Below are 23782 nucleotides of genomic sequence, written 5' to 3' on the forward strand. Positions count from 1 at the left end.
TTCAGCACATGCATCAACGCGAAATCAGATCGCCTTCACCCGAAGTTCCTTGGGCATCGAGAAAGTAATATTCTCCTCGCGCCCATCCAGTTCCACCTCAGGCTCAGCCCCCCAGTCGCGCAGTTGCTGAATTACACCACGCACCAGCACCTCCGGAGCCGAAGCGCCAGCAGTGATACCGATGCGCTGCACGCCATCGAACCACTCTTTCTGCATATCTTCGGCGCCGTCGATCAGGTAGCCGGGGGTGCCCATGCGCTCGGCCAGCTCGCGCAGGCGATTGGAGTTGGAGCTGTTCGGGCTGCCGACCACCAGCACCAGGTCGCACTGGTCGGCCAGTTCTTTCACCGCGTCCTGGCGGTTCTGGGTGGCGTAGCAGATGTCGTTCTTGCGCGGGCCCTGGATGTGCGGGAATTTTTCGCGCAGGGCGTCGATCACCTTGGAGGTGTCGTCCATCGACAGGGTGGTCTGGGTGACGAAGTGCAGCGCTTCAGGATTGCGCACTTCCAGCGCAGTCACGTCTTCCTCGTCCTCCACCAGGTAGATGGCGCCGCCGTTGGAGGCGTCGTACTGGCCCATGGTGCCTTCCACTTCCGGGTGACCCTCGTGGCCGATCAGGATGCATTCGTGGCCGTCGCGGCTGTAGCGCACGACTTCCATGTGCACCTTGGTCACCAGCGGGCAGGTCGCGTCGAAGACCTTCAGGCCGCGGTTTTCGGCTTCATTGCGCACCGCCTGGGAAACGCCGTGGGCGCTGAAGATGACGATGGTGTCGTCCGGCACCTGGTCGAGTTCTTCGACGAAAACGGCGCCACGGTTGCGCAGGTTCTCCACCACGAACTTGTTGTGTACCACTTCATGGCGCACGTAGATCGGCGGGCCGAATACGTCGAGGGCGCGGTTGACGATCTCGATCGCCCGGTCAACGCCGGCGCAGAAGCCGCGGGGATTGGCGAGTTTGATTTGCATGGTGGCCTCGGGTGCTACGCAAGCCGGCCCACGAGGGGCCGGTAGGAATACTTCGCCTCAAGTGCAACGGCCCGCCAGTGACGGGCCGCGCAGCCAGTCAGGCTGGTTGTACGTCGATGATATCGACTTCGAACGACAGGGTCTTACCGGCCAGCGGATGATTGAAGTCGATGGTGACGTGCTGCTCATCGAACTCCTTCACGACGCCCGGCAGCTCGGTCTTGGCGGCATCGTTGAAGATCACCAGCAGGCCCTCGGCCAGCTCCATGTCCTGGAACTGGTCGCGCGGCATGACCTGCACGTTGGCCGGGTTCGGCTGGCCGAAGCCATTCTCCGGCTCGATGGTCAGGGTGCGCTTGTCGCCGGCCTTGAGGCCGAACAGCGCCTGCTCGAAGCCCGGCAGCAGGTTGCCGTCGCCGACCTTGAAGGTGGCCGGCTGCTTGTCGAAGGTACTGTCGACGACGTTGCCGTCTTCCAGTTTCAGGGCGAAATGCAGGGTGACTTGGGAATCACCACCAATACGGACATCAACCATTGGCGGTCTCTCCGGAATTCTTCGATTTGAACATGTCCAGCGCCAGCATGATGGCACCGACGGTAATAGCGCTGTCGGCCAGGTTGAAAGCCGGGAAGCGCCACTGGTCCTGCCAGTGCACGAGGATGAAGTCCACCACGTGCCCCAGGACCATGCGGTCGTACAGGTTGCCTAGCGCGCCGCCCAGCACCAGGGCCAGGGCGATGGCCAGCCAGGTCTCGCCGCGCTTGAGGCGCTTGAGCCAGACTACCAGCACGATGCTGACGACGATGGCGATCAGGGCGAACAGCCAGCGCTGCCAGCCGGAGCTGTCGGCGAGGAAGCTGAACGCCGCGCCGGTGTTGTAGGCCAGGGTCCAGCTGAACAGATCGGGGATAACCACGATCTGCTGGTACATGCTCAGCTCAGCCTGGAAGAAGGCCTTGGTGACCTGATCCAGGACGAACACGACCACGGTGATCCACAGCCAGGGCAAACGGCCGAAACGATCGGCGTTAGGCATAGTGACGCACCTCGCCCGCACCTTCGATGTTCTCGACGCAACGGCCACACAGTTCCGGGTGCGCGGCATTGCTGCCAACGTCAGCGCGGAAGTGCCAGCAACGGCCGCACTTGGCGTGGGACGACTTCACGACCTGCAGCTTCAGGCCCGGCAGTTCGCTCTCAACCGCATCGGCGGGCGCTGCGGACAGCGGCGCGACAGTGGCGGCGGAGGTGATCAGCACGAAACGCAGTTCGTTGCCCAGCTTCTCCAGGCGCTTGGCCAGGGAGTCTTCGGCGTAGAGGGTGATCTCAGCCTGCAGGTTGCCGCCGATGGTCTTGGCGCTGCGCAGGTTTTCCAGCTCCTTGTTCACGGCGGCCTTGGCAGCCATGACTTCGTCCCAGTAGGCGCGGTCCAGCTCGGCGTCTGCCGGCAGCTCGGTCAGGCCGTCGTACCAGGTGGTCAGCATCACCGACTCGACGCGCTCGCCCGGCATGAAGCTCCAGATCTCTTCGGCGGTGAACGCCATGATCGGGGCGATCCAGCGCACCAGGGCTTCGGCAATGTGGAACAGCGCGGTCTGGCAGGAACGGCGGGCGACGCTGTTGGCCTGGGTGGTGTACTGGCGGTCCTTGATGATGTCCAGGTAGAAGCCGCCCAGCTCCTGCACGCAGAAGTTGTGCACCTTGGAGTAGACGTTCCAGAAGCGGTAGTCGCGGTAGGCCTCTTCCAGCTCGCGCTGCAGTTGCAGGGCGCGGTCGATGGCCCAGCGGTCCAGGGCCAGCAGTTGGTCGTTGGGCAGCAAGTCCTTGGCCGGGTCGAAGCCGGACAGGTTGGACAGCAGGAAGCGCGTGGTATTGCGGATACGGCGGTAGGCATCGGCGCTGCGCTGGAGGATCTGCTGGGAAACGGCGATCTCACCGGAGTAGTCGGTGGACGCGACCCACAGGCGCAGGATGTCGGCGCCCATGCTGTCGATCACGGTCTGCGGCACCACGGTGTTGCCCAGCGACTTGGACATCTTTCGGCCGGACTCGTCCACGGTGAAACCGTGGGTCAGCAGTTGGCGATACGGCGCGTGGCCGTCGATGGCGCAGCCGGTCAGCAGCGAGGAATGGAACCAGCCGCGGTGCTGGTCGGAGCCTTCCAGGTAGAGGTCGGCAGCCGGACCGCTGGCATGGCCCAGTTCAGCGTGGGAACCACGCAGCACGTGCCAGTGGGTGGTGCCGGAGTCGAACCAGACGTCCAGGGTGTCGTTGATCTTGTCGTACTGTGCGGCTTCATCGCCCAGCAGTTCGGCGGCGTCGAGCTTGAACCAGGCCTCGATGCCTGACTGCTCGACGCGCAGAGCGACTTCTTCCATCAGCTCGACGGTGCGCGGGTGCAGCTCGCCGGTGGCCTTGTGCAGGAAGAACGGAATCGGCACGCCCCAGTTGCGCTGACGCGAGATGCACCAGTCCGGACGGCCGGCGATCATGCCATGCAGGCGCGCCTGGCCCCAGTTGGGCACGAACTCGGTCTGGGTGATGGCCTCCAGCGCGCGCTCACGCAGGGTGGCGCCCGTCTGCGGCTGCTTGTCCATGCCGACGAACCACTGCGCGGTGGCGCGGTAGATCAGCGGGGTCTTGTGGCGCCAGCAGTGCATGTAGCTGTGGCTGATGCTGGCGTGCTTGAGCAGCGCGCCGACTTCATCGAGCTTGGCGACGATGGCCGGGTTGGCCTTCCAGATGAACTGACCGCCGAAGAACGGCAGGTCGGCCACGTAGACGCCATTGCTCTGTACGGGGCTGAGGATGTCGTCGTTGACCATGCCGTACTGCTTGCAGGTACGGAAGTCGTCCTCGCCATAGGCCGGGGCGGAGTGAACCACGCCGGTGCCGGCGCCCAGCTCGACGTACTCGGCCAGGTAGACCGGCGAGAGGCGCTCGTAGAACGGATGGCGGAAGCGGATCAGGTCCAGCGCTTCACCTTGTGCCGTGGCGATGACCTTGCCTTCCAGTCCGTAGCGTTGCAGGCAGGACTCGACCAGTTCCTCGGCCAGCACCAGCAGGCGCTCGCCGGTGTCGACCAGCGCATAGGTGAATTCGGGGTGGACGTTCAGCGCCTGGTTGGCCGGGATGGTCCAGGGGGTGGTGGTCCAGATGACGATCGCGGCCGGCTTGGGCAGGTTGGCCAGGCCAAAGGCGGCGGCCAGCTTGTCGGCATCTTCGATGGGGAAGGCGACGTCGATGGCGTCGGACTTCTTGTCGGCGTACTCGACTTCCGCCTCGGCCAGGGCCGAACCGCAGTCGAAGCACCAGTTCACCGGCTTCAGGCCCTTGAACACGAAGCCCTGCTTGACCATCTCGGCGAGGGCGCGAATTTCGCCGGCCTCGTTGGAGAAGTTCATGGTCTTGTAGGGATTGTCCCAGTCGCCCAGCACACCCAGTCGGATGAAGTCGGCCTTCTGCCCTTCGATCTGCTCGGCAGCGTACTCGCGGCACAGCTCGCGGGTCTTGTCCGCCGGCAGGTTCTTGCCGTGGGTGGTCTCGACCTTGTGCTCGATCGGCAGGCCATGGCAGTCCCAGCCCGGCACGTAGGGAGCGTCGTAGCCGGCCAGGGTCTTGGAGCGGACGATGATGTCCTTGAGGATCTTGTTGACCGCGTGACCGATGTGGATGCTGCCGTTGGCGTAGGGCGGGCCATCGTGCAGGATGAATTTCGGGCGACCTTCGCCAATCTTCCGCAGCTTCTGGTACAGGCCAATGTCGTTCCAGAGCTTCAGGGTCTGCGGCTCGCGCTGCGGCAGGCCGGCTTTCATCGGGAAGTCGGTTTCGGGAAGGTTCAGAGTGGCTTTGTAATCGGTCATCTCAGGGCCTGTTCAGGATCTTCAATCAAGCGGTTGGCCCAGCCAGTAGGCTCGGGCGGCGGCGATGTCGGCGAGGATGGCCGCCTTGAGTGCCTCGAGCGAGGCGAAACGCTGCTCATCACGCAGCTTCTGGTGGAACGTGATATCCAGGTGCTGGCCGTACAGATCGCCGGCAAAGTCCAGCAGATGCACTTCCAGGTGGGGCCGGCCGTCGCCATTCACAGACGGCCGGGTGCCGATGTTGGCAACCCCGTTCCGGCGCAGGCCAGCCACCATCGTGCTGACCAGGTAAACGCCGTTGAGCGGCGCCTTGCGGCGCTTGAGCTGGATGTTCGCAGTGGGCGAGCCCAGAGTGCGACCCAGCTTCTGCCCGTGCAGCACGCGGCCGCTCAGGCGATACGGGCGACCCAGCAGACGCTCGACCATGTGCAGGTCGCCATCGGCGAGGTCCTTGCGGATACGCGAACTGCTCACGCGCATGCCGTCGACTTCCACGGTGGTCGCGGCTTCGACGGTGAAGCCCTGTTCCGCGCTGGCGTTGACCAGGAAGGCGAAGTCACCGGAACGGTCGCAACCGAAGCGGAAATCATCGCCCACTTCCAGATGGCGGACCCGCAGGCCCTCCACCAGCACCTGGCGCACGAACTCAGCAGCCGACAGCTCGCGCAGACGGCGGTTGAAGGCCAGGCAGAGGACGAAATCGACACCGTACTGGCGCAGCAGCTCAAGCTTCTCGCGCAGGCGGCTCAGGCGAACCGGCGCGGCATCAGGCGCAAAATATTCGCGCGGCTGCGGCTCGAAGATCACCACGCAGCTGGGCACGCCCAGCTCCAGCGAACGCTCGCGCAGACGCCCCAGGATCGCCTGGTGGCCAAGATGGACGCCGTCGAAGTTACCGATGGTGGCGACACAGCCCCCGGACAGGGGCCGCAGGTTGTGAAGGCCTCGAAGCAGCTGCATAGCGCGCGTATTGCTCAGAAAGTGGTCGATTATACCCGCACCCGCCGCGGCGCGACAGGCAAAATGCCGTCGCCGCAAACGGATGCAATGCTTTACCCGGTGAAGGCTACAGCACCGCGCGACGGGAGAAGTCCCGCAGGCGGAAGCCAAGGAGCGCCAGCATACCGAAATAGGCGACGATACCCGCCACCACCAGGGCCCCCAGGCGCACCAGGCGAATCGGCATGCCGCCCTGATCCCAGGCCGGCATGAAGTGCATCATGCCGATCAGCACGGCGCACATCACCAGTACAGATACGACTAATTTGGCGATGAACTTGCCCCAGCCCGGCTGCGGATCGAACATCTGGTGCTTGCGCAGCTGCCAATAGAGCAGGCCGGCGTTCAGGCAGGCCGCCAGGCTGATCGCCAGCGCCAGGCCCGCGTGCTTGAGCGGACCGATGAACACCAGGTTCATGAGTTGGGTGGAAACCAGGGTGAACAGCGCGATCTTCACCGGCGTCTTGATGTTCTGCCGCGCATAGAAGCCCGGCGCCAGCACCTTCACCAGGATGATGCCAAGCAGGCCGACCGCATAGGCGACCAGTGCGTGCTGGGTCATCAAGGCGTCGTGGGCATCGAACTTGCCGTATTGGAACAGCGCGACGGTCAGTGGCTCGGCGATCACCGCCAGGGCCAGGGAGCATGGCAGCACCAGCAGGAAGCACAGGCGCAGGCCCCAGTCCAGCAGGCGCGAGTACTCGTGGCGATCGTCGCTGGCATAGGTCTTGGCCAGCGACGGCAGCAAAATGGTGCCCAGCGCTACGCCGAGCACGCCGGAAGGCAGCTCCATCAGGCGGTCCGCGTAGTACATCCAGGACACCGAGCCGGCGACCAGGAAGGAAGCGAAGATGGTGTTGATGATCAGCGAAATCTGGCTGACCGAGACACCGAGAATCGCCGGACCCATCTGCTTGAGCACACGCCAGACGCCAGAGTCGCGCAGGTTGATGCGCGGCAGCACCAGCATGCCGATCTTCTTCAGGTGCGGCAGTTGGTAGAGCAACTGCGCCAGGCCGCCGGCCAGCACCGCCCAACCCAGCGCCATGATCGGCGGGTCGAAGTACGGGGTCAGGAACAGCGCGAAGAGAATCATGCTGACGTTCAGCAGAGTCGGCACGAAGGCCGGCACCGAGAAGCGGTTCCAGGTATTGAGGATCGCCCCCGCCAGCGAGGCCAGCGAGATCAGCAGGATATAAGGGAAGGTCACCCGCAGCAGGGAGCTGGTGAGCTCGAACTTCTCGGGCGAATCGACGAAGCCGGGCGCCGTTACCCAGATCACCCAGGGCGCGGCGAGCATGCCCAGCGCGGTGACCAGCGCCAGGATCAGGGTCAACAAGCCGGACACATAGGCAATGAAGGTGCGGGTCGCCTCCTCGCCCTGCTGGGTCTTGTACTCGGCCAGGATAGGCACGAAAGCCTGGGAGAAAGCGCCCTCGGCGAAGATGCGGCGCAGCAGGTTGGGCAGCTTGAAGGCAACGAAGAAGGCGTCGGTGGCCATGCCAGCGCCGAACATGCGCGCGACGATGGTGTCGCGCACGAAGCCGAGCACCCGCGAGATCATGGTCATCGAGCTGACCGCGGCCAGCGACTTGAGTAGGTTCATAGCGTCCAGAACTGGTAGAATGGCCGACCCTGCAGGGCGCGGCACTGGCCTGGGCGAAAGCCCGGCCGCCAGGCGAAGCGCAGCAGTGTAGGGCCGCGGGGCGAATAAATCACCCCATCCGCCGGACAGCGTGCGCCCGTCGCACCACTCGTCGGAGGCCGCGCATACCCTTGACAAGGCCCTGATGCGACGGCATTATTCGCGGCCTTAATTTATTCGCAACATCCCAAGTTTTTTTCGAGGAGCTCGACGGTGGCCAACACACCTTCCGCCAAAAAACGCGCCAAACAGGCTGAGAAGCGTCGCAGCCACAACGCCAGCCTGCGTTCCATGGTTCGTACCTACATCAAGAACGTAGTCAAAGCAGTCGACGCCAAGGACCTGCCGAAGGCCCAGGCCGCTCTGGTTGCTGCCGTACCGGTCATCGACCGCATGGCCGACAAAGGCATCATCCACAAGAACAAGGCCGCTCGCCACAAGAGCCGCCTGAACGCCCACGTGAAGGCCCTGGCCACCGCGTAAGCGTTCCGTTCTTGAAAAACCGGCCCCAGGGCCGGTTTTTTATTGCCTGCGATTTCTCCGGAAACAGCCGCAGGGCGCACAACGCACCAGCGCTATCCGTCAAAAACCAGCGAATCACCTGCCCCAGGTTATTCACCCTGCAGAAAGCCCCCTTATCCACAGGCACACCTTTCTGCGGACAAAAAGAAAGGGCGGTCGCCCGCCCTTCTCTTTCTTACTTTTCAGGCCACGGCATGATCGGAATCGCCGTCACCGCATTCTGCGGACTGCCTTCGATCACCCGGTCGCTGTAGACCAGATAAACCAGCGCGTTGCGCTTCTTGTCGAGGAAACGCACCACCTGCATGGTCTTGAACACCAGCGACGTGCGCTGCTGGAACACCACCTCGCCATCCTTAAGCTCACCCGAGAAGCGGATCGGCCCGACCTGACGACAGGAGATCGACGCCTCGGCGCGATCCTCCGCCAACCCCAGACCGCCCTTCACGCCACCAGTCTTTGCGCGGGACAGGTAGCAGCTGACGCCCTCCACCTTCGGATCGTCAAAAGCCTCGACGACAATCTTGTCGTTCGGCCCGACCCACTTGAAGACGGTGGACACTTCGCCAATCACATCAGCCCGTGCCAGCGCCGGCAGCAGCATCAACGCAGCGATCAATCCCTTGCGCATGGAGAAGCCCTCAGACAAGTACCAGGTTGTCGCGGTGCACCAACTCCGGACCATCGACATAGCCCAGCAGGCTTTCGATGGCATCGGTCGGCTGACCGATAATCTTCTGCGCCTCGAGCGCACTGTAGTTGGCCAGCCCACGGGCAATTTCGCGCCCCTGCTGATCGACGCAAACGATCATCTCGCCGCGCCGGAAGCTGCCCTGCACGGCCTTCACACCAACCGGCAGCAGACTCTTGTGATCCTGGGCGACCGCCTTGACGGCGCCGTCGTCCAGCACCAGCGTGCCGCGCATCTGCAAATGCCCAGCCAGCCACTGCTTGCGCGCCGCCTTGCGGCTCTGCTCAGGGGTCAGCAGCGTACCGAGACGCTCACCGACACGCAGGCGATCCAGCACGCGCTCGATACGACCACCGACAATGACGGTATGCGCACCAGAACGCGCCGCCAGACGAGCCGCGCGCAGCTTGGTCTGCATACCGCCACGCCCCAGCGCACCACCCGTGCCGCCAGCCACGGCATCCAGCGCCGCATCATCGGCACGGGCCTCGAAGATCAACTGGGCGTCGGGATTGTTGCGCGGATCGGCATCGAACATGCCGTCGCGATCGGTAAGGATCACCAGCAGGTCAGCCTCGACCAGGTTGGCCACCAGCGCCGCCAGGGTGTCGTTGTCACCGAAGCGGATCTCGTCGGTGACAACGGTGTCGTTCTCGTTGATGACCGGGATCACACCGAGATCAACCAGCGTGCGCAGGGTATTGCGCCCATTCAGGTAGCGCTTGCGGTCAGACAGGTCGTCATGGGTCAGCAACACCTGCGCGGTCTGCAGGCCATGCACGCCGAAGCTGGACTCCCAGGCCTGCACCAGGCCCATCTGCCCCACCGCGGCAGCCGCCTGCAGCTCATGCATGTCACTAGGTCGGGAAACCCAACCCAGGCGACTCATGCCCGCCGCGACGGCGCCCGAGGACACCAGCACCAGCTCGACGCCCGCGCAATGCAGCGCGACCATCTGCTCAACCCATACCGCCATGGCGTCGCGATCCAGACCGCGACCATCGGCGGTCAGCAACGCACTGCCAATCTTGACTACCCAGCGCTTGGCGCCAGTGACCTTCTCACGCATACCCTCAACCTTAGAAGTCAGGCTTCACACGTTTCATCCGGACCGGCGGGCGCCGCTCCGATCAAGGCACGTAGAAGATTTCCGGCCCGTCGCCGTCGTCTTCGTCGTCCTCGAAATCATCATCATCCACATCATCGACATTCTTCAGACCGGAGCGGCGCAGTGCACGGGCATCATCCAGGGCCTGCAGACGGGCACGAGCCTCGTCTTCGATGCGCTGATCCAGGGTCGCCAGGGCTTCGCCATAGGCCGGCTCCTCCTCGATGCGCAGAGTGCGCTCGTCGAGGTACTTCATGATGTCCTGGCTCAGCTTCTCGGTGCCTTCGCGCTCCAGCGCAGAGATCACATAGACCGGGCCTTCCCAACCCAGGCGCTCGACCACGGCCTGCTTGCGACGCTCCTGCTCCTCGGGCTCGAGGATCTGGTCCATCTTGTTCAGCACCAGCCAGCGGTCACGCTCGGTCAGCGCCGGGCTGAACTTCTCCAGCTCGTGGACGATGGTTTCCGCGGCATCGGCCGGATCACTTTCATCCAGCGGCGCCATGTCGACGATATGCAGCAGCAGGCGGGTACGCGCCAAATGCTTGAGGAAGCGGATACCCAGGCCGGCGCCTTCGGCAGCACCTTCGATCAGGCCGGGAATGTCGGCGACCACGAAGCTCTTGAAGCGACCGACGCTGACCACGCCCAGGTTCGGCACCAGGGTGGTGAAGGGATAATCGGCAACCTTCGGCTTGGCGGCAGACACCGCACGAATGAAGGTGCTCTTGCCGGCGTTCGGCAGACCGAGCAGACCGACATCCGCCAGCACCTTCAACTCCAGCTTGAGGTCACGCGCATCACCCGGCTTGCCCGGAGTGGTCTGGCGCGGCGCGCGGTTGGTACTGGACTTGAAGCGGGTATTACCCAAGCCGTGCCAGCCGCCCTGGGCAACCATGATGCGCTGGCCCGCAGCGGTCAGGTCACCGATGATTTCCTGGGTATTGGCATCAATGATGGTGGTACCGACCGGCACGGGCAGGACGAGATCATCACCCTTGGCGCCCGTGCAGTCCTTGCTGCCGCCGTTCTCGCCGCGCTGGGCGTCGAAACGACGGGTGTAGCGGTAGTCCACCAGGGTATTCAGGTTCTCGTCGGCCTCGAGATACACCGAGCCGCCGTCACCACCGTCACCGCCGTTGGGACCGCCTTTCTCGATGAACTTCTCGCGGCGGAAGCTCATGAGACCGTTGCCGCCGTCACCGGCTTTCACGTGGATGGATACTTCGTCGACGAATTTCATTGCGAACGCCTCCCGCAGAGCCTGCGGGTTGAAAATAAGAAAAGGAGCATAGGATACAGCCAAGTCCGCGCAAACGCCCGAACCGACAGCACCTCGCCTGGAAACGCCAGAAACAAAAAAGCCCCGTCGCGAGACAGGGCTTTTTCAGTGAGAGCTCGCTTAGGCAGCGACGACGCTTACATAGCGACGGCCAAAGGCGCCTTTCACTTCGAACTTGATCACGCCGTCGACTTTAGCGAACAGGGTGTGATCCTTGCCCATGCCAACGCCGTAGCCAGCGTGGAACTGGGTACCGCGCTGACGCACGATGATGTTGCCTGCTTTGACAGCCTGGCTACCGAACAGCTTCACGCCAAGGCGTTTGCTTTCTGAGTCGCGGCCGTTGCGGGTACTACCGCCAGCTTTTTTGTGTGCCATGAGTCAATTCTCCTGAAGAGGAATTAGGCCTGGATGCCGGTGATTTTGATTTCAGTGAACCACTGGCGGTGGCCCTGACGCTTCATGTGGTGCTTGCGGCGGCGGAACTTGATGATGCGCACTTTGTCGTGACGACCGTGGGAAACCACTTCTGCGGTCACTTTCGCGCCTTCTACCACCGGCAGGCCGATCTTGACGTCGTCGCCATTGGCAACCAGCAGGATACGATCCAGGTTGATCGCTTCGCCGGTGGCAACGTCGAGTTTCTCGACCTTGAGGAATTCGCCTTCGGTGACTTTGTATTGCTTGCCACCAGTAACAATTACTGCGTACATCTGGATGTCTCCGTTAGACCTGCTCACCCGACGCTTTATAGAAAGAGGAATCGGTCGGCATGGCTGCATGGGGCCGGAAAGGACGCCCGTGCAATTGCGTAAGGCAGGATATGCCAGGGAAGTTCGGGGCCGCGATTGTACGCAAACCCCCAGTGCGGATCAAGCCCCATGGGGCCTCGCCTTGACAGGCCTTCCCCCCGGCACCTAGCATGCCGCGCAATCTACGAGGAGCGCTGTCTTTAATGCAACCCCAGGCTTTCTATCGCGTGGTGGCGGACGACTTCACCGCCGTCGACGGCATCATCCGTCGCCAACTCACTTCCCGCGTTCCCCTGGTGGAAAAGATCGGCGACTACATCATCTCCGCCGGCGGCAAGCGTCTTCGCCCGCTGCTGGTGCTCCTCTCCGGCAAGGCGCTGGGTTATTCGGGCGATGACCTGAAGCTGTTGGCCGCCACCATCGAATTCCTGCACACCTCCACCCTGCTGCACGACGACGTGGTCGACGCCTCCGGCCTGCGCCGCGGCCGCGCCACCGCCAATGCCCAGTGGGGCAATGCGCCGAGCGTGCTGGTGGGCGACTTCCTTTATGCGCGCTCCTTCGAAATGATGGTCGAGCTGGGCTCCATGCCGGTCATGCGCATCATTTCCCAGGCCACCCGCGTGATCGCTGAAGGCGAAGTGCTGCAGCTGTCCAAGGTTCGCGACGCCAGCACCACCGAAGATACCTATATGGAAGTCATCCGCGGCAAGACCGCGATGCTCTTCGAGGCCTCCACCCACAGCGCAGCTGCGCTGGCTAACGCACCGGCCGAGCAAGCCGAGGCGCTGCGCCTGTTCGGTGATGCCCTGGGCATCGCCTTCCAACTGGTGGACGACCTGCTCGACTACCGCGGCGACGCCGCCAGCCTGGGCAAGAACGTCGGCGACGACCTCGCCGAAGGCAAGCCCACCCTGCCGCTGATCGCCACCATGCGCGACGGCACCCCGGAACAGGCTGCACTGGTGCGCAAGGCTATCCAGCAAGGCGGCAGCCAGGACCTGGAAGGCATCCGCGCCGCCGTGGAAGCCGCCGGCGCGCTGGACTACACCGCCAACCTCGCCCGCGAATACGCCGCCCGCGCCATCGAGCACCTCAAGGCGCTGCCGGACAACGAATACCGCGCCGCGCTGATCGAACTGGCTGAGTTCTCGGTCGCCCGCACGCACTGATCCGCCGTTTCGCAAAAGCCCGCCCCGGTTCGCCGCGGCGGGCTTTTTGTTGTCTGCCCGGAAACAACAGATCGTCGCCAGCAGAAAAATTTTTCCAATTGGCGCTTGCTATTAAGATAATAAGAATTATTCTCATTAAACGGTCTGCACGGAGGAACACGCCATGACCTACATGATCGACGCCTGGCTGGATCGCCCGCACCCTTACCTGCGCATCCTGCATCGGGACACCGGGGAAGTCTGCGCGGTACTGGAGGAAGAGGCCCTGGATGAGCTGCGCGAACAGGGCGGCCTGGAGCTGTCCGAGCTCAGCACCAGCGAGCCGCTGGTGCTCAAGGAACTGGTGCGCAACCTGTTCCTGTTCTGTTACGCCCGCGCGCTGCGCTGACGACCACAACCACGACTGCAGGAGCGAGCTTGCTCGCGAGCCTCTCTCGATACCGATGCAGGGGCTGTTCGCGAGCAAGCTCGCTCCTACAAAAAACATGTGCAGTGTGGAAATTGCGGCGGCGCAGGACGCGCCGCCAGCGCTCTGCCGCCCGGGAGGCAGATGCACAAAGGGGCGCCGAAGCGCCCCTTTTCCTGCGGAGTGGCCAGGGATGGCACTGCGCAGCGAACCCTCGGGAATCAGAGGATTTCCAGCAGCTCGACGTCGAACACCAGCACGCTGTGCGGCGGGATGCTGCCGACGGCCTGGCCGCCATAGGCCAGTTCGCTCGGCACATGCAGGCGCCACTTGCTGCCAGCGTTCATCAGCTGCAGGGCCTCGACCCAGCCGGCGATCACACCGCCCACCGGGAATTCAGCCGGCTGGCCGCGCTCGTAGGAGCTGTCGAAGACAGTGCCGTCGACCAGGGTGCCGTGGTAGTGGGTGCGCACGGTGTCTTCGCGGGACGGCTTGGCGCCTTCACCGGTGGTCAGCACTTCGTACTGCAGGCCGGACGGCAGGACGGTCACGCCTTCGCGCTTGGCGTTCTCCACCAGGTACTCGCGACCAACAGCAGCGGCGGCTTCGGCTTTCACCTGGGCTTCGGCCTGCATACGCTCGCGGATCACCTGGAAGCTGGCGGACAGGGCTTCGCCCGGAACGCGGCTTTCGGCGCCGGCGTAAGCGTCGGACAGGCCAGCCAGAATGGCGTCGAGGGTCATGCCCGGAACCGGGTTCTCGCGCAGCTGGTCGCCCAGCTGACGGCCGATGCCGTAGCTGACGCGGGCTTCGTCGGTGGAAAGATTGAGTTCGCTCATGGCGGCGCTCCGCTGGGGGTTCAAAAAAGGGCCGCCAGCCTAGCACAGATGCACCGCCTCCCCCACCGCGCGTGCCTCGCGCAGCGGGATGGGCCAAGCGCCTCGCTACACACTCAGTGCAGCGGGATGGTCACACCGGCGCCGATGTCGCGCTCATCGTCCATGCCGCACATCTCGTCATGCACCACGGCATGCACCAGATGGAAAGGGACGCTGGGCAGCGCCCGGAGCACTTCCCGCGCGTGGGCAACCGAGCGCACGCTGATGACGTGCCCGGCCTCGTCCTGGACCGGGTAGAAGCGCGCGCCCATGCGAGCCTCCAGCACGTAGATATCGCCCTCCAGCGACACCAGGTTGATCTCGTCGATGTCGCCGGCGACGGAGCGGCTGGTCAGTTCCTGCAGATTCATATGCTGCACCTCCTGCGGATTGATCCACGCGGAAAGTCTTGACCAGCAGGCGCGCACCGCAAGCCGAAAACGCAACCGCCCGTCCGTTTTGCAACGGTCGGGCGGTGTGGATGACGCAGCAGAGCCTTAGTGGTCGTGGCGCGTGGCCTTGTCCAGGTAGCCCATGGCGAAGGCCGAGAGGACGAAGGTGAGGTGCATGATCACGTACCACATCAGCTTGTTGTCTTCGATGTTCTTGGCGTCCATGAAGATCCGCAACAGATGGATCGAGGAGATCGCCACGATGGAGGCGGCCACCTTGTTCTTCAGCGAACTGGCGTCCATCTTGCCGAGCCAGCTGAGCTTTTCCTTGCCTTCGTCGATATCCAGCTGCGACACGAAGTTCTCGTAGCCGGAGAACATCACCATCACCAGCAGGCCGCCGACCAGCGCCATGTCGATCAGCGACAGCAGCACCAGGATCAGGTCCGCCTCGGCGATGCTGAAGATGCTGGGCAGGATGTGGAAGATTTCCTGGAAGAATTTGATGGTCAGCGCCAGCAAGGCCAGCGACAGGCCGATGTAGATCGGCGCCAACAGCCAGCGCGCGGCGTACAGGGAGTTTTCGACGAATCGTTCCATGGTGCTCGTAGGAAAAGTCTTGGGAAAGGGCGGCCGCAGTATAGCGGATGACTTTTGCGAGTTATCCCGGATTTCTGTGGATAAATATGTGGGCGGCCACGGTATGAAACCGTAGCGACCAAGCGCCCCGCGGCTTTCAGCGGATCGTGCAGGGACTGCGCAATCCTTCTCTCAGCCTTGCAAGCCTCAACCCTCGGGGCGGAACTGGAAGTTGCCGACATGGCGCGAGCGTTCGCCGTTCAGGCGGCGCAGTTCGCCTTGCAGGTGCAACTGCCAGATGGGGGGATCGTCTGCCACGATGTAGCCCTGCTGGGCCAGGCAGTCGGAGATCGCCTCAAGCACACCTTCGGCCACGAAAGGCCCGCAGAACGGGCCCTGCGCCTTGATGGCGGTAGGCTGCGCACCGGACATGCCGGCGGCACACAACAAGGTCCAGAGTCCATTCTCTCCGGCCAGCGGCCTGATCTCGCACTCGATGCGCGTGGTCAGCCCCAGACAGGGGCGGATAAGGCAGAGGTTACGCGGCATGGCGGCACCCTCGCGGTTGTCCTGAGTTTGAGACTACACCCAGGTTCCGACACGCGAAAGTGCGGATTTATCCGCCCATCTTGCGGACAACGGCGTGAAAATGGCGCCGGTGGAATGCCCCGGCCGGCGCCCTGCCCTGGCCGTATTCAGTCAGCGTCTTTCTTCTTGCGGGCGCGCTCTTTCTCCACAGGGGCTTTGTCCACCGGCACCTTCTCCGCCTTCGGCTTGCTGGCGGGCTTGGCAGCAGCGGGCTCCTTGGCGGGCTTTTCCTTCTCTTCCTCGTCCATGCCCAGCTCGGAGATTTCCTTCAGGCGTTCGACGACACGGGCGTTGACGCTGCCCTTGGGGAAGTGGCCCTTGGCGTCCGGCGCACCGGCCGGCTCACCGACCAGCAGGCTCAACGCCTCGTCGGCCTGGCGCACGGCGTAGATGTGGAACTGGCCGTTACGCACCGCCTGCAGCACACGCTCGTCGAGCATCAGGGTGGCAACGTTGGCGCGCGGAATGATCACCCCCTGCTCGCCGGTCAGGCCACGGGCCTCGCAAAGGCGGAAGAAGCCTTCGATCTTCTCGTTGACCCCGCCCACCGCCTGCACTTCACCGAACTGGTTGATCGAGCCGGTGATCGCGAAGCATTGGCGCAGCGGCGTGCGCGACAGGGCGGAAATCAGCGTGCAGACCTCGCCCAGCGAGGCGCTGTCACCGTCCACGTAACCGTAGGACTGCTCCAGGGCGATGCTCGCGGAAATCTCCAGCGGGAACTCCTGGGCGTAGCGGCTGCCGAGGTAGCCGGTCAGGATCATCACGCCCTTGGAGTGGATCGGCTGGCCGAGGTTGACCTCGCGCTCGATGTCGACGATGCCGCTGCCGCCCGGATAGACGGTGGCAGAGATGCGCGCCGGCATGCCGAAGGCGGAGTCGCCCACTTCCAGCACGGTCAGGCCGTTGCACTTGCCCACCGCGGCGCCTTCGCTGTCGATCAGGATGATGCCGGCGAGAATGTCGTCGAGAATCCGCGCCGAGACGCGGCCGGTGCGGGTTTCCTTGGCCTTCAGGGCACGCTCGATGTGGCCCAGGTCAGTCACTTCCTGGCCGGCCAACTGGCGGATGAAGTCCGCTTCGCTGACCAGCTGGAACAGGTCGCCGATGCGCGCCGAAAGACGGCCCTGGTGTTCGGCCAGGCGGGCGCTGTAGGTCGCCAGGCGCGCCACGGCTTCACGGGTGAGCGGCGCCAGGCCTTCTTCCGAGGTACGAGTTTTCAGCAGTTGGGCGAATTGTTCGAGGCTGTCCTCGGCGAGCGGGATGTCCTCGTCGAAATCCACCAGCACGCGGAACATCTCCTGGAAGTCCGGATCGAGGTCCTGCAGCGTGTAGTAGATCTGCCGCGAGCCAATGATGATCACCTTGAGGTTCAGTGGGATCACCTGGGGCGTCAGGCTCATGGCGGTCAAGCGGCCGAGCTCGGCCAGGGGCGACTCCATCTTCAGCTGGCGCGATTGCAGCGCGCGCTTGAGGGCGTCCCAGACGAATGGCTCGCTGAGCAGCTTCTCCGCCTCCAGCACCAGGAAGCCACCATTGGCGCGATGCAGCGCACCGGGGCGCAACTGGCGATAGCTGGTGTAAAGCGCGCCCTGGTCGGAGGCGTACTCGATGCGACCGAACAGGTTGTCATAGGTCGGGTGCGACTCGAACACCACCGGCGCGCCGCTGGTGGCATGGTGGCCGATCGCCTGGTTCGGTGCGTACTGCTCCTCCAGGCCCTGCTTGCGTTGCGGGTCGGTGCGTTCGGCGTCCACCAACTGGTCGACCACGGTCTTCAGCAGGTTGAGCTGCATGGCCTGCAGGTAGGCGCTGACTCCGGAGTTGTTGTTGTACTTCTCCACCAGTGGCGCCAGCAGCGGCTGCAGCGCCAGGGTGATGGTTTCCTCGTTGAGCTGACGCAGTTGGTTGCTGGACTCGCGCTTCCACTGCGGCAGGCTGGAAAGCTCCTCGTTGAGGTGTTCCTCGAGGTCGGCAATGTCGGCGTGGAAGCGCTCGCGCTCCTCTTCCGGCAACTGGGCGAACTCAGCTTCATCCAGCGCCTTGCCGTCCTTCATCGGGGTGAAGGCAATATTCGCGCTATCGCGGTAAAGGGCGACTTCCTTCTCCAGCGCGAGGCGCTCGACGGTGTCCAGAGCCTTGTCGTAACGCTGGTTGAAGGCGCGGTCGATGGCGCTCTTCTTCTGCTGGTACGCGGGGCTCTCGAATACCGAGGGGAAGGTAGAAAGCAGGTTGTCGATCAGGTGGTCGATGTCGGCGCCGAACTCAGCGGCGCTGCCTGGCGGCAACTCGATCACGCGCGGCTCGCGCGAATCATCGAAATTATTGACGTAGACCCAGTCGGCCGGCGTCGGCAAGCGCTTGCCCTCGGCCTTCAGATAACGCTGCACGAAAGAGAAGCGACCGGTGCCCGGCTCGCCCATGACGAACACGTTGTAACCCGGACGCGGCATCGCCACGCCGAACTGCAGCGCCTCGACCGCGCGCTCCTGTCCGAGCACGCCCAGGAAAGGCTCCAGTTCTTCGGTGGTCTTGAAGGGAAACTGTTCGGGGGTGAAGGGGCGGGTCAGTTCATCGGGCGCCAGGCGCAGGCCGGCAGCAACGGAATCGGGCATTGGAGGTCCTTGCTTCGGGCGGCGCGAGGCCGCGGAGATTCGTCCGCATTCTCGCGCCGCCTGCGCGCCACTGGCAAGGCAGTATTGGTGACAGTTTCAGTCCACCGCATCGGCGCAGCGCAGGCAGTGCTCGGCAGCCGGCAGAGCGCGCAGGCGGCGCTCCTCGATGGCCTCGCCACAACGCGCGCACTCGCCGTAGGTGCCGTCAGCCAGGCGCAGGCGCGCCAGGCCCACCAGGCGCATCCCCGCGTCCGCTTCGGCCAGCAACGCGCGCAGCACGTCGTCGTTCTGCCGCTGCTGGGCCTGTTCGGCGAAGTCCGGCGAATGGCTGCGACCCAGGTCGCGGCGGATGGCTTCGGCACGTTTGGAATACTCGGCTGCCAACTGGTCAAGCGCTGGCCGTGGATCGAAATCGACCATGACGACTTCCTCGCAAGGGGAACTGATACAAGTGTGGTCGGTTCCAAGACTTCCGCCGCTGATGCCGATCAAGTGCCGGTCATCCGGGCCCTTTAAGCCGGGGCCGGCCATACTGCCTGCGGCAGCGGTTGCCTTGACACCTGCAAGGCATTGGAGAAAAGCTCTGACAGGCGCTGTTAGGCTGTCAGCGACTGTTCAACGTTTCCCGATCTCAAAAAGCCCGACCTCAAAAAGAGAGAAAAACGATGAAAAGGATTCTGCTCGGTACCCTCCTCGCCACCGCCTCCCTGAGCGCCCTCGCCGATGCCCCCGGCAGCGACGGCTGCGGCTGGGGCAACATGCTGTTCAAGGGCCAGCGCGGCACCGCCACCCACGTCCTGGCAGCCACCACCAACGGCACCAGCGGCAACAACACCTTCGGCATGACCACCGGCACCAACGGCTGCCACACCAACGGTGCGCTGACCTACGGCGGCAAACCGATGATCGTGCTCAGCAGCATGATGGACGAGCTCTCCGAAGACATGGCCAAGGGTGACGGCGAAGCGCTGACCACCTATGCCGTAGTGCTGGGCGTGAAGCCCGAGGACCGCGCGCACTTCGCCCAGGTCACCCATGAACACTTCGCGCAGATCTTCAACAAATCCGACGTCACCGCCGAAGATGTCTACGCCAACACCCAGGCCGTCCTGAAGCAGGACAGCACCCTGGCCAAGTACGCCGAACAGGCCTGATGGCCAACGCGAGCCCGCTGCCCTGACGGCGGGCTCACCCTTCCCTCCCAGTAGCCCACTCGATGCCCAAACGCCTGTTGCCCTGGATGGCGCTGTGCGCCTGCACCCCACTGCTGGCTTCGCCCGCGATCGACCCACAACGCTTGCAGTCGCTGGCTGACGAGCCCTACTGGCTGGCCCTGGGTCACTATGAACACGCCAAGCTCGGTGGCTGGCGCAGCTTCGTCGACGACCCGAAGTTCTTCCTCGCCAAGGATGGAGACCGCCATCCGGAATCCGAACTGGCCGCCACCGTGAAGGCCCTCTACGCCCCGGCCAGCCTCGGCGACAAGCACGCACAGTGCGTCTACCCGGCGCGCACCCGCTGGCTGCGCCAGCAGTTGCAGCTCGATGACCTGCCAACGGTGGAGTGCAAGGAGTTCACCACCTGGTATCAGGACATCAACCCGCACAGCGCCGTGCTGGTATTCCCGGCGGCCTACCTGAACAGCCCGTCCTCGATGTTCGGTCACACCCTGCTGCGCATTGACCAGGCCGACGTCGACTCCGACAACACCGCCCTGCTCAGCTATGCGCTCAACTTCGGCGCCTATATCGAGGGCATGGACAACAGCATCCTCTACGCCTGGAAAGGCCTGATGGGCGGCTACCCCGGCCTGTTCGCCCTGGTGCCTTACCGCGAGAAGCTCTCCGAATACAGCCGCCTGGAGAACCGCGACCTCTGGGAATACCGCCTGAACCTCACGCCGGAAGAAACCGCGCGCATGGTCGAGCACGTCTGGGAGCTGAAACAGATCCGCTTCAAGTACTACTTCTTCGACGAGAACTGCTCCTTCCGCCTGCTGGAGCTGCTGGAAATCGCCCGCCCCGGCACCGAGCTCACCGACCATTTCCCGATCACCGCCATTCCCACCGACACGGTGCGCGCGGTGAAGGACGCCGGGCTGATCGACCGGGTGGACTATCGCCCCTCCCGCGAGCGTGAGCTGCTGGCCCGTGGCGAGCCCTTGAGCCACGACGAGAAGGTGCTGGCCCGCCACATCGCCGACGATGACAGTCAGCTGCAGAGCCCCGAATTCACAGCCCTGCCCGCTGATCGCCAGGCCCTGGTGCAGGACACTGCCTTCCGCCTGGTGCGCTACCGCGCCACCGGACAGGAGCGCGACCAGTCCACCGCCTCGCGCAGCTACAACCTGCTCAAGGCGATCAACCGCAACCCGCCGCCAGCACTGGAGGTGGAACGCCCTGGCCAGCCGGAGAACGGCCACGAGTCGCGCACCTGGCAACTGGGCGCCGGCAGCCGCGACGGCGAAGCCTTCGCCCAGTACGGCCTGCGCATGGCCTACCACGACCTCGACGACAACGCCTACGGCTTCCCGCTGGGCGCACAGATCGAGATCGGCCAGCTGAAGCTTCGCCAGTACGAAGGCAACCGCTGGCAACTGCAGCAGCTGGACCTGGTCACCATCCGCTCCATGACACCGCGCAACGAGCTGCTGAAACCGCTGTCGTGGCAGGTCGCCGGCGGCTGGGAACGGGTGATCGGCAAGCACAGCGACAACGACCACGACACCCTGGTCGGCCACCTCAACGGTGGCGCCGGTGGCAGCTGGAAGCTGACCGATGATCTGCAGGCCTATGCCCTGGGCACCGTGCGCCTGGAGAACAACCAGGACTTCGCCGCCACCCTCGCCCCGGCCATGGGCTTCGACACCGGCGTGTTGTGGAGTAATCCGCTCGGCAACCTCAGCCTCGAAGGCAAGGGCGACTACTTCCACAACGGCGAAGTACGCCGCACCCTGAGCTTCGGCCAGCAGGTGGAACTGGGCCGCAACCTCGGCCTGCGCCTGTCAGCCCAGCGTGAGTTCAGCCATGAAGCCAGCCCGCGCAACGAAGTGATGCTGGAGCTGCGCTGGTACCACTACTGAGGCGCGTTGCGCCTCAGCTCCTCAACGACGCCCAATCCAGGCCGAAGCGCGCCAGGTACTTGCGCAGGCGGTCCGCGTCGTTGGGGTTCTGCTTCTCCTGACGCGAGACGGCGAACAGCTGGCGGCCCGCGTCGGACAGGCTGCGTGCCTGCCGACAGACGTCGATCACCGCTTCCAGCTGCAGGCGGTCGAACAGGTCCAGCGCTTCGGCCCCCTCCCCCAGCAAAGGATCCAGCAGGCTCTGGGCCTGGGTGGCGCCCCAGGAACGGCGCAGTCGGCCAATCTCCTCCTCCACCAGCACCTCGTCGATCCGGCCGCTGTCGGCAAGCGTCGCCATGCGGGTGATGGACGCCGACAGCTCGCGGAAGTTGCCGCTCCACAACGCCTGCGCCGAGTTGGCGAAAGCCAGGTAACGCGTACGTGCCTCGCGGTTGAAACGCACCAGGCGGCCCTGCTCGCGGGCGTGGCGCTCCAGTTCGAAATCGATGTTCGGCTCGATGTCCTCGCGGCGGCCGGCCAAACCCGGCAGATCGAATGTCCAGAGGTTGATGCGGGCGAACAGGTCCTCGCGGAACAACCCTTCGGCCACGCGCTCGCGCAGGTCACGATGGGTGCCGGCAATCAGTTGGAAGTCACTGCCCACCTCGCGGTCCGAGCCCAGCGGGAAGAAGCGCTTCTCTTCGATGGCCTTGAGCAGCATGGCCTGCTCATCCAGGCCCAGCTCGCCGATCTCGTCGAGGAACAGCATGCCGCCATCTGCCGCGCGCAGCAGGCCCTCGCGGGCGTTCTGCGCGCCGGTGAAGGCGCCCTTGATATGGCCGAACAACGCGGACATGGCGCCGTCACCGCGCAACGTCGCGCAGTTCACCTCGACGAAGCGCCCCTGGAATTGGTGCCGTGCGCGCTTGAGTTCGTACACGCGACGAGCGAGGAAGGACTTGCCGGCACCGGTCGGGCCGATCAGCAGCATCGGCGCGCGGGAGCGCCCGGCAACTCGCTCGATCTGCTCGATGGAGCGGTTGAATTCGGCGTTGCGCGTCGCGATGCCGGACTTGAGGAAAGCCAGGCTCTCCTCCTGCTCACGACGGAAGCGCGTGGCAATGCGGTCGTAGCGTGACAGGTCAAGGTCGATGACCGCGACTGTCCCTTCCGGCTGCCGCGCCTCGTCCTTGCGCCGCGATGGCGAAGCCTGCACCAGCCGCGCCGGCAGGTAGCGCGCCTCAGTCAGGAGGAACCAGCAGATCTGCGCAACGTGGGTCCCGGTGGTGATGTGCACCAGGTAGTCCTCGTGCTCGGTATCGAAGCTGTAGCCACCGACGAAATCGTGCAGCGCGCCGTAGACCTCCTCGAAGTCCCAGGGGTTGCGCAGCGCCATGGGCTGCAGGCGCACCTCGGTTTCCGGGGAGATATGCCGCACGTCTGCCGCAATGCGCTCGGCCAGGCTGACATCCCGCGCATCCAGCCCATGGATCAGCTCCAGGCGATCGATCAGCAGGTCCTGCTGTTGGCACAGGCCGACCGTGGGCCGCCACTTCTGCCAGCGCGCCGCGCCCTTGCCAACGCGATCCAGGGTGGAACCGAGGAAGCCGATGGCGACGGTTTTCTTGGCTGTCATCTTTTATCCATAAAGATAAATAACGATCTCAGGATATCCATAAATAGCTGCATCAGCCAACCGACACAACCGAAAAGCAACACAATAAAAATAATTAAGCTGTTATTTATCAAATAGTTATAAAAACTCCCTACCCATCCAAAACAAACCTGGCACGCCCCTCGCTATATCTCCCTCGACCGCATCGCTGATGCAGCCCACGGGCAGGGACTTCCACTCCCGCCGGTGCCCGAGCCCACCCCTGGTGTCGGCTTCGTGCATGCCGCTGCAGCAGTCACGGTCGATGGCGCGGTAGCTCAGCCCGGTAGAGCACTCCCCTTAGTGGGAACCGTCGCAGGTTCGAATCCTGCCCGCGCCGTTCGATAGCTCAGTCCGGTAGAGCAGCCATCGAAGCAATGGCCTGTCGCGGGTTCGACTCCCGCTCGAACACTGCCCTGTTAAGGCAGCTACTCATGAAGGCAACACCCCGCCGGTGGGCGACGGGACAGGCGCAAAGCGGCCAGGAAGGCCGGATACGCCAGGGACCCGAAGCCGCCGCCGGCCCGCCCGGTACGAGGACCGGGCCTGCGACAAGGCAAGTGCTGGCCGATGGATTCGGCGCAATGGACAGGACGTCCGCAGCA

23 protein-coding genes and 1 tRNA gene are annotated in these 23782 nt (G+C 64.1%); 6 read left to right on the forward strand and 18 right to left on the reverse strand.

Annotated features, from left to right (window positions below):
- Positions 1–24: 24 nt before the first annotated feature.
- The 6 genes from ispH to murJ form a co-directional block, all read right to left on the reverse strand.
- Positions 25–969 (reverse strand): 4-hydroxy-3-methylbut-2-enyl diphosphate reductase, encoded by a 945-nt coding sequence (gene ispH / locus ACNFH5_RS10650; RefSeq protein WP_416745793.1) that lies wholly within the window; start codon positions 967–969, stop codon positions 25–27.
- Positions 970–1066: 97 nt separating this feature from the next.
- A complete protein-coding gene (gene fkpB / locus ACNFH5_RS10655; protein ID WP_416745795.1) occupies positions 1067–1504 on the reverse strand; it encodes an FKBP-type peptidyl-prolyl cis-trans isomerase in 438 nt (145 codons plus the stop codon).
- Positions 1497–2006 (reverse strand): signal peptidase II, encoded by a 510-nt coding sequence (gene lspA / locus ACNFH5_RS10660; RefSeq protein ID WP_088421667.1) that lies wholly within the window; start codon positions 2004–2006, stop codon positions 1497–1499. The genes fkpB and lspA overlap by 8 nt, the downstream gene beginning before the upstream one ends.
- Positions 1999–4833 (reverse strand): isoleucine--tRNA ligase, encoded by a 2835-nt coding sequence (gene ileS / locus ACNFH5_RS10665; RefSeq protein ID WP_416745798.1) that lies wholly within the window; start codon positions 4831–4833, stop codon positions 1999–2001. Before ileS ends, lspA begins: the two co-directional genes overlap by 8 nt.
- A 21-nt stretch (positions 4834–4854) precedes the next feature.
- Positions 4855–5793, reverse strand: coding sequence for a bifunctional riboflavin kinase/FAD synthetase (gene ribF, locus ACNFH5_RS10670; protein ID WP_416745800.1), 939 nt, complete (start codon positions 5791–5793; stop codon positions 4855–4857).
- A gap of 106 nt (positions 5794–5899) precedes the next feature.
- Entirely contained in the window at positions 5900–7438 is a 1539-nt protein-coding gene (gene murJ, locus ACNFH5_RS10675) for a murein biosynthesis integral membrane protein MurJ (protein ID WP_416745802.1), read from the reverse strand.
- A 252-nt stretch (positions 7439–7690) separates the two neighbouring features.
- Between murJ and rpsT the strand changes: the two genes are divergently transcribed.
- A complete protein-coding gene (rpsT, locus tag ACNFH5_RS10680; RefSeq protein WP_009617555.1) occupies positions 7691–7960 on the forward strand; it encodes a 30S ribosomal protein S20 in 270 nt (89 codons plus the stop codon).
- A 214-nt stretch (positions 7961–8174) separates the two neighbouring features.
- Here the strand turns inward: rpsT and ACNFH5_RS10685 are convergent, their stop codons facing one another.
- The 5 genes from ACNFH5_RS10685 to rplU form a co-directional block, all read right to left on the reverse strand.
- Positions 8175–8630, reverse strand: a complete 456-nt coding sequence (locus ACNFH5_RS10685) for a CreA family protein (RefSeq protein WP_416745805.1) — start codon at positions 8628–8630, stop codon at positions 8175–8177.
- A 10-nt stretch (positions 8631–8640) separates the two neighbouring features.
- Entirely contained in the window at positions 8641–9759 is a 1119-nt protein-coding gene (gene proB, locus ACNFH5_RS10690) for a glutamate 5-kinase (protein ID WP_416745807.1), read from the reverse strand.
- Positions 9760–9820: 61 nt separating this feature from the next.
- Positions 9821–11041, reverse strand: a complete 1221-nt coding sequence (gene cgtA / locus ACNFH5_RS10695; RefSeq protein WP_416745809.1) for an Obg family GTPase CgtA — start codon at positions 11039–11041, stop codon at positions 9821–9823.
- Between the two features lie 159 nt (positions 11042–11200).
- On the reverse strand, positions 11201–11458 hold the full coding sequence (gene rpmA, locus ACNFH5_RS10700; RefSeq protein WP_017521622.1) for a 50S ribosomal protein L27: 258 nt from the start codon (positions 11456–11458) through the stop codon (positions 11201–11203).
- 23 nt (positions 11459–11481) lie between these two features.
- Positions 11482–11793: a 50S ribosomal protein L21 gene (gene rplU, locus ACNFH5_RS10705; RefSeq protein ID WP_015475683.1), complete on the reverse strand. Its 312-nt coding sequence runs from the start codon at positions 11791–11793 to the stop codon at positions 11482–11484.
- 242 nt (positions 11794–12035) lie between these two features.
- Between rplU and ACNFH5_RS10710 the strand changes: the two genes are divergently transcribed.
- Positions 12036–13004: a polyprenyl synthetase family protein gene (locus ACNFH5_RS10710; protein ID WP_416745812.1), complete on the forward strand. Its 969-nt coding sequence runs from the start codon at positions 12036–12038 to the stop codon at positions 13002–13004.
- Between the two features lie 163 nt (positions 13005–13167).
- Positions 13168–13392 carry a hypothetical protein gene (locus ACNFH5_RS10715; protein ID WP_024763077.1) on the forward strand — a complete coding sequence of 75 codons (225 nt, stop codon included), beginning with the start codon at positions 13168–13170 and terminating at the stop codon, positions 13390–13392.
- Positions 13393–13631: 239 nt separating this feature from the next.
- Here the strand turns inward: ACNFH5_RS10715 and ACNFH5_RS10720 are convergent, their stop codons facing one another.
- The 6 genes from ACNFH5_RS10720 to ACNFH5_RS10745 all read right to left on the reverse strand — a co-directional run bounded on the left by ACNFH5_RS10720 (position 13632) and on the right by ACNFH5_RS10745 (position 18882).
- Positions 13632–14249: an FKBP-type peptidyl-prolyl cis-trans isomerase gene (locus ACNFH5_RS10720; protein WP_416745814.1), complete on the reverse strand. Its 618-nt coding sequence runs from the start codon at positions 14247–14249 to the stop codon at positions 13632–13634.
- Between the two features lie 113 nt (positions 14250–14362).
- Positions 14363–14659, reverse strand: a complete 297-nt coding sequence (locus ACNFH5_RS10725) for a DUF6482 family protein (RefSeq protein WP_024763075.1) — start codon at positions 14657–14659, stop codon at positions 14363–14365.
- Positions 14660–14785: 126 nt separating this feature from the next.
- Complete coding sequence (locus ACNFH5_RS10730) at positions 14786–15280, reverse strand: TIGR00645 family protein (RefSeq protein WP_017521628.1); 495 nt, start codon at positions 15278–15280, stop codon at positions 14786–14788.
- 186 nt (positions 15281–15466) lie between these two features.
- A complete protein-coding gene (locus ACNFH5_RS10735; RefSeq protein WP_024763074.1) occupies positions 15467–15808 on the reverse strand; it encodes a hypothetical protein in 342 nt (113 codons plus the stop codon).
- A 146-nt stretch (positions 15809–15954) separates the two neighbouring features.
- Positions 15955–18462 (reverse strand): Lon protease family protein, encoded by a 2508-nt coding sequence (locus tag ACNFH5_RS10740; protein ID WP_416745817.1) that lies wholly within the window; start codon positions 18460–18462, stop codon positions 15955–15957.
- Positions 18463–18558: 96 nt separating this feature from the next.
- Positions 18559–18882 carry a TraR/DksA family transcriptional regulator gene (locus ACNFH5_RS10745; protein WP_045217219.1) on the reverse strand — a complete coding sequence of 108 codons (324 nt, stop codon included), beginning with the start codon at positions 18880–18882 and terminating at the stop codon, positions 18559–18561.
- Between the two features lie 245 nt (positions 18883–19127).
- Between ACNFH5_RS10745 and ACNFH5_RS10750 the strand changes: the two genes are divergently transcribed.
- Positions 19128–19616, forward strand: a complete 489-nt coding sequence (locus tag ACNFH5_RS10750) for a DUF3015 domain-containing protein (protein WP_038803701.1) — start codon at positions 19128–19130, stop codon at positions 19614–19616.
- 62 nt (positions 19617–19678) lie between these two features.
- Complete coding sequence (locus tag ACNFH5_RS10755; protein WP_416745820.1) at positions 19679–21544, forward strand: DUF4105 domain-containing protein; 1866 nt, start codon at positions 19679–19681, stop codon at positions 21542–21544.
- A gap of 13 nt (positions 21545–21557) precedes the next feature.
- On the opposite strand, the gene rtcR is transcribed toward ACNFH5_RS10755, so the two are convergent.
- Positions 21558–23159, reverse strand: a complete 1602-nt coding sequence (rtcR, locus tag ACNFH5_RS10760) for an RNA repair transcriptional activator RtcR (RefSeq protein ID WP_416745822.1) — start codon at positions 23157–23159, stop codon at positions 21558–21560.
- A gap of 285 nt (positions 23160–23444) precedes the next feature.
- Between rtcR and ACNFH5_RS10765 the strand changes: the two genes are divergently transcribed.
- A tRNA-OTHER gene (locus ACNFH5_RS10765) sits at positions 23445–23517 on the forward strand.
- Positions 23518–23782: the final 265 nt, after the last annotated feature.

Origin of the sequence: Pseudomonas sp. NY15435 (assembly GCF_048068295.1) — a bacterium.
GTDB lineage: Bacteria > Pseudomonadota > Gammaproteobacteria > Pseudomonadales > Pseudomonadaceae > Pseudomonas.

Bases quoted from the DNA above. Each gene is read 5' to 3' on its own strand.
- ispH (WP_416745793.1), bottom strand. From the start codon at position 969: ATGCAAATCAAACTCGCCAATCCCCGCGGCTTCTGCGCCGGCGTTGAC.
- fkpB (WP_416745795.1), bottom strand. From the start codon at position 1,504: ATGGTTGATGTCCGTATTGGTGGTGATTCCCAAGTCACCCTGCATTTC.
- lspA (WP_088421667.1), bottom strand. From the start codon at position 2,006: ATGCCTAACGCCGATCGTTTCGGCCGTTTGCCCTGGCTGTGGATCACC.
- ileS (WP_416745798.1), bottom strand. From the start codon at position 4,833: ATGACCGATTACAAAGCCACTCTGAACCTTCCCGAAACCGACTTCCCG.
- ribF (WP_416745800.1), bottom strand. From the start codon at position 5,793: ATGCAGCTGCTTCGAGGCCTTCACAACCTGCGGCCCCTGTCCGGGGGC.
- murJ (WP_416745802.1), bottom strand. From the start codon at position 7,438: ATGAACCTACTCAAGTCGCTGGCCGCGGTCAGCTCGATGACCATGATC.
- ACNFH5_RS10685 (WP_416745805.1), bottom strand. From the start codon at position 8,630: ATGCGCAAGGGATTGATCGCTGCGTTGATGCTGCTGCCGGCGCTGGCA.
- proB (WP_416745807.1), bottom strand. From the start codon at position 9,759: ATGCGTGAGAAGGTCACTGGCGCCAAGCGCTGGGTAGTCAAGATTGGC.
- cgtA (WP_416745809.1), bottom strand. From the start codon at position 11,041: ATGAAATTCGTCGACGAAGTATCCATCCACGTGAAAGCCGGTGACGGC.
- rpmA (WP_017521622.1), bottom strand. From the start codon at position 11,458: ATGGCACACAAAAAAGCTGGCGGTAGTACCCGCAACGGCCGCGACTCA.
- rplU (WP_015475683.1), bottom strand. From the start codon at position 11,793: ATGTACGCAGTAATTGTTACTGGTGGCAAGCAATACAAAGTCACCGAA.
- ACNFH5_RS10710 (WP_416745812.1), top strand. From the start codon at position 12,036: ATGCAACCCCAGGCTTTCTATCGCGTGGTGGCGGACGACTTCACCGCC.
- ACNFH5_RS10715 (WP_024763077.1), top strand. From the start codon at position 13,168: ATGACCTACATGATCGACGCCTGGCTGGATCGCCCGCACCCTTACCTG.
- ACNFH5_RS10720 (WP_416745814.1), bottom strand. From the start codon at position 14,249: ATGAGCGAACTCAATCTTTCCACCGACGAAGCCCGCGTCAGCTACGGC.
- ACNFH5_RS10725 (WP_024763075.1), bottom strand. From the start codon at position 14,659: ATGAATCTGCAGGAACTGACCAGCCGCTCCGTCGCCGGCGACATCGAC.
- ACNFH5_RS10730 (WP_017521628.1), bottom strand. From the start codon at position 15,280: ATGGAACGATTCGTCGAAAACTCCCTGTACGCCGCGCGCTGGCTGTTG.
- ACNFH5_RS10735 (WP_024763074.1), bottom strand. From the start codon at position 15,808: ATGCCGCGTAACCTCTGCCTTATCCGCCCCTGTCTGGGGCTGACCACG.
- ACNFH5_RS10740 (WP_416745817.1), bottom strand. From the start codon at position 18,462: ATGCCCGATTCCGTTGCTGCCGGCCTGCGCCTGGCGCCCGATGAACTG.
- ACNFH5_RS10745 (WP_045217219.1), bottom strand. From the start codon at position 18,882: ATGGTCGATTTCGATCCACGGCCAGCGCTTGACCAGTTGGCAGCCGAG.
- ACNFH5_RS10750 (WP_038803701.1), top strand. From the start codon at position 19,128: ATGAAAAGGATTCTGCTCGGTACCCTCCTCGCCACCGCCTCCCTGAGC.
- ACNFH5_RS10755 (WP_416745820.1), top strand. From the start codon at position 19,679: ATGCCCAAACGCCTGTTGCCCTGGATGGCGCTGTGCGCCTGCACCCCA.
- rtcR (WP_416745822.1), bottom strand. From the start codon at position 23,159: ATGACAGCCAAGAAAACCGTCGCCATCGGCTTCCTCGGTTCCACCCTG.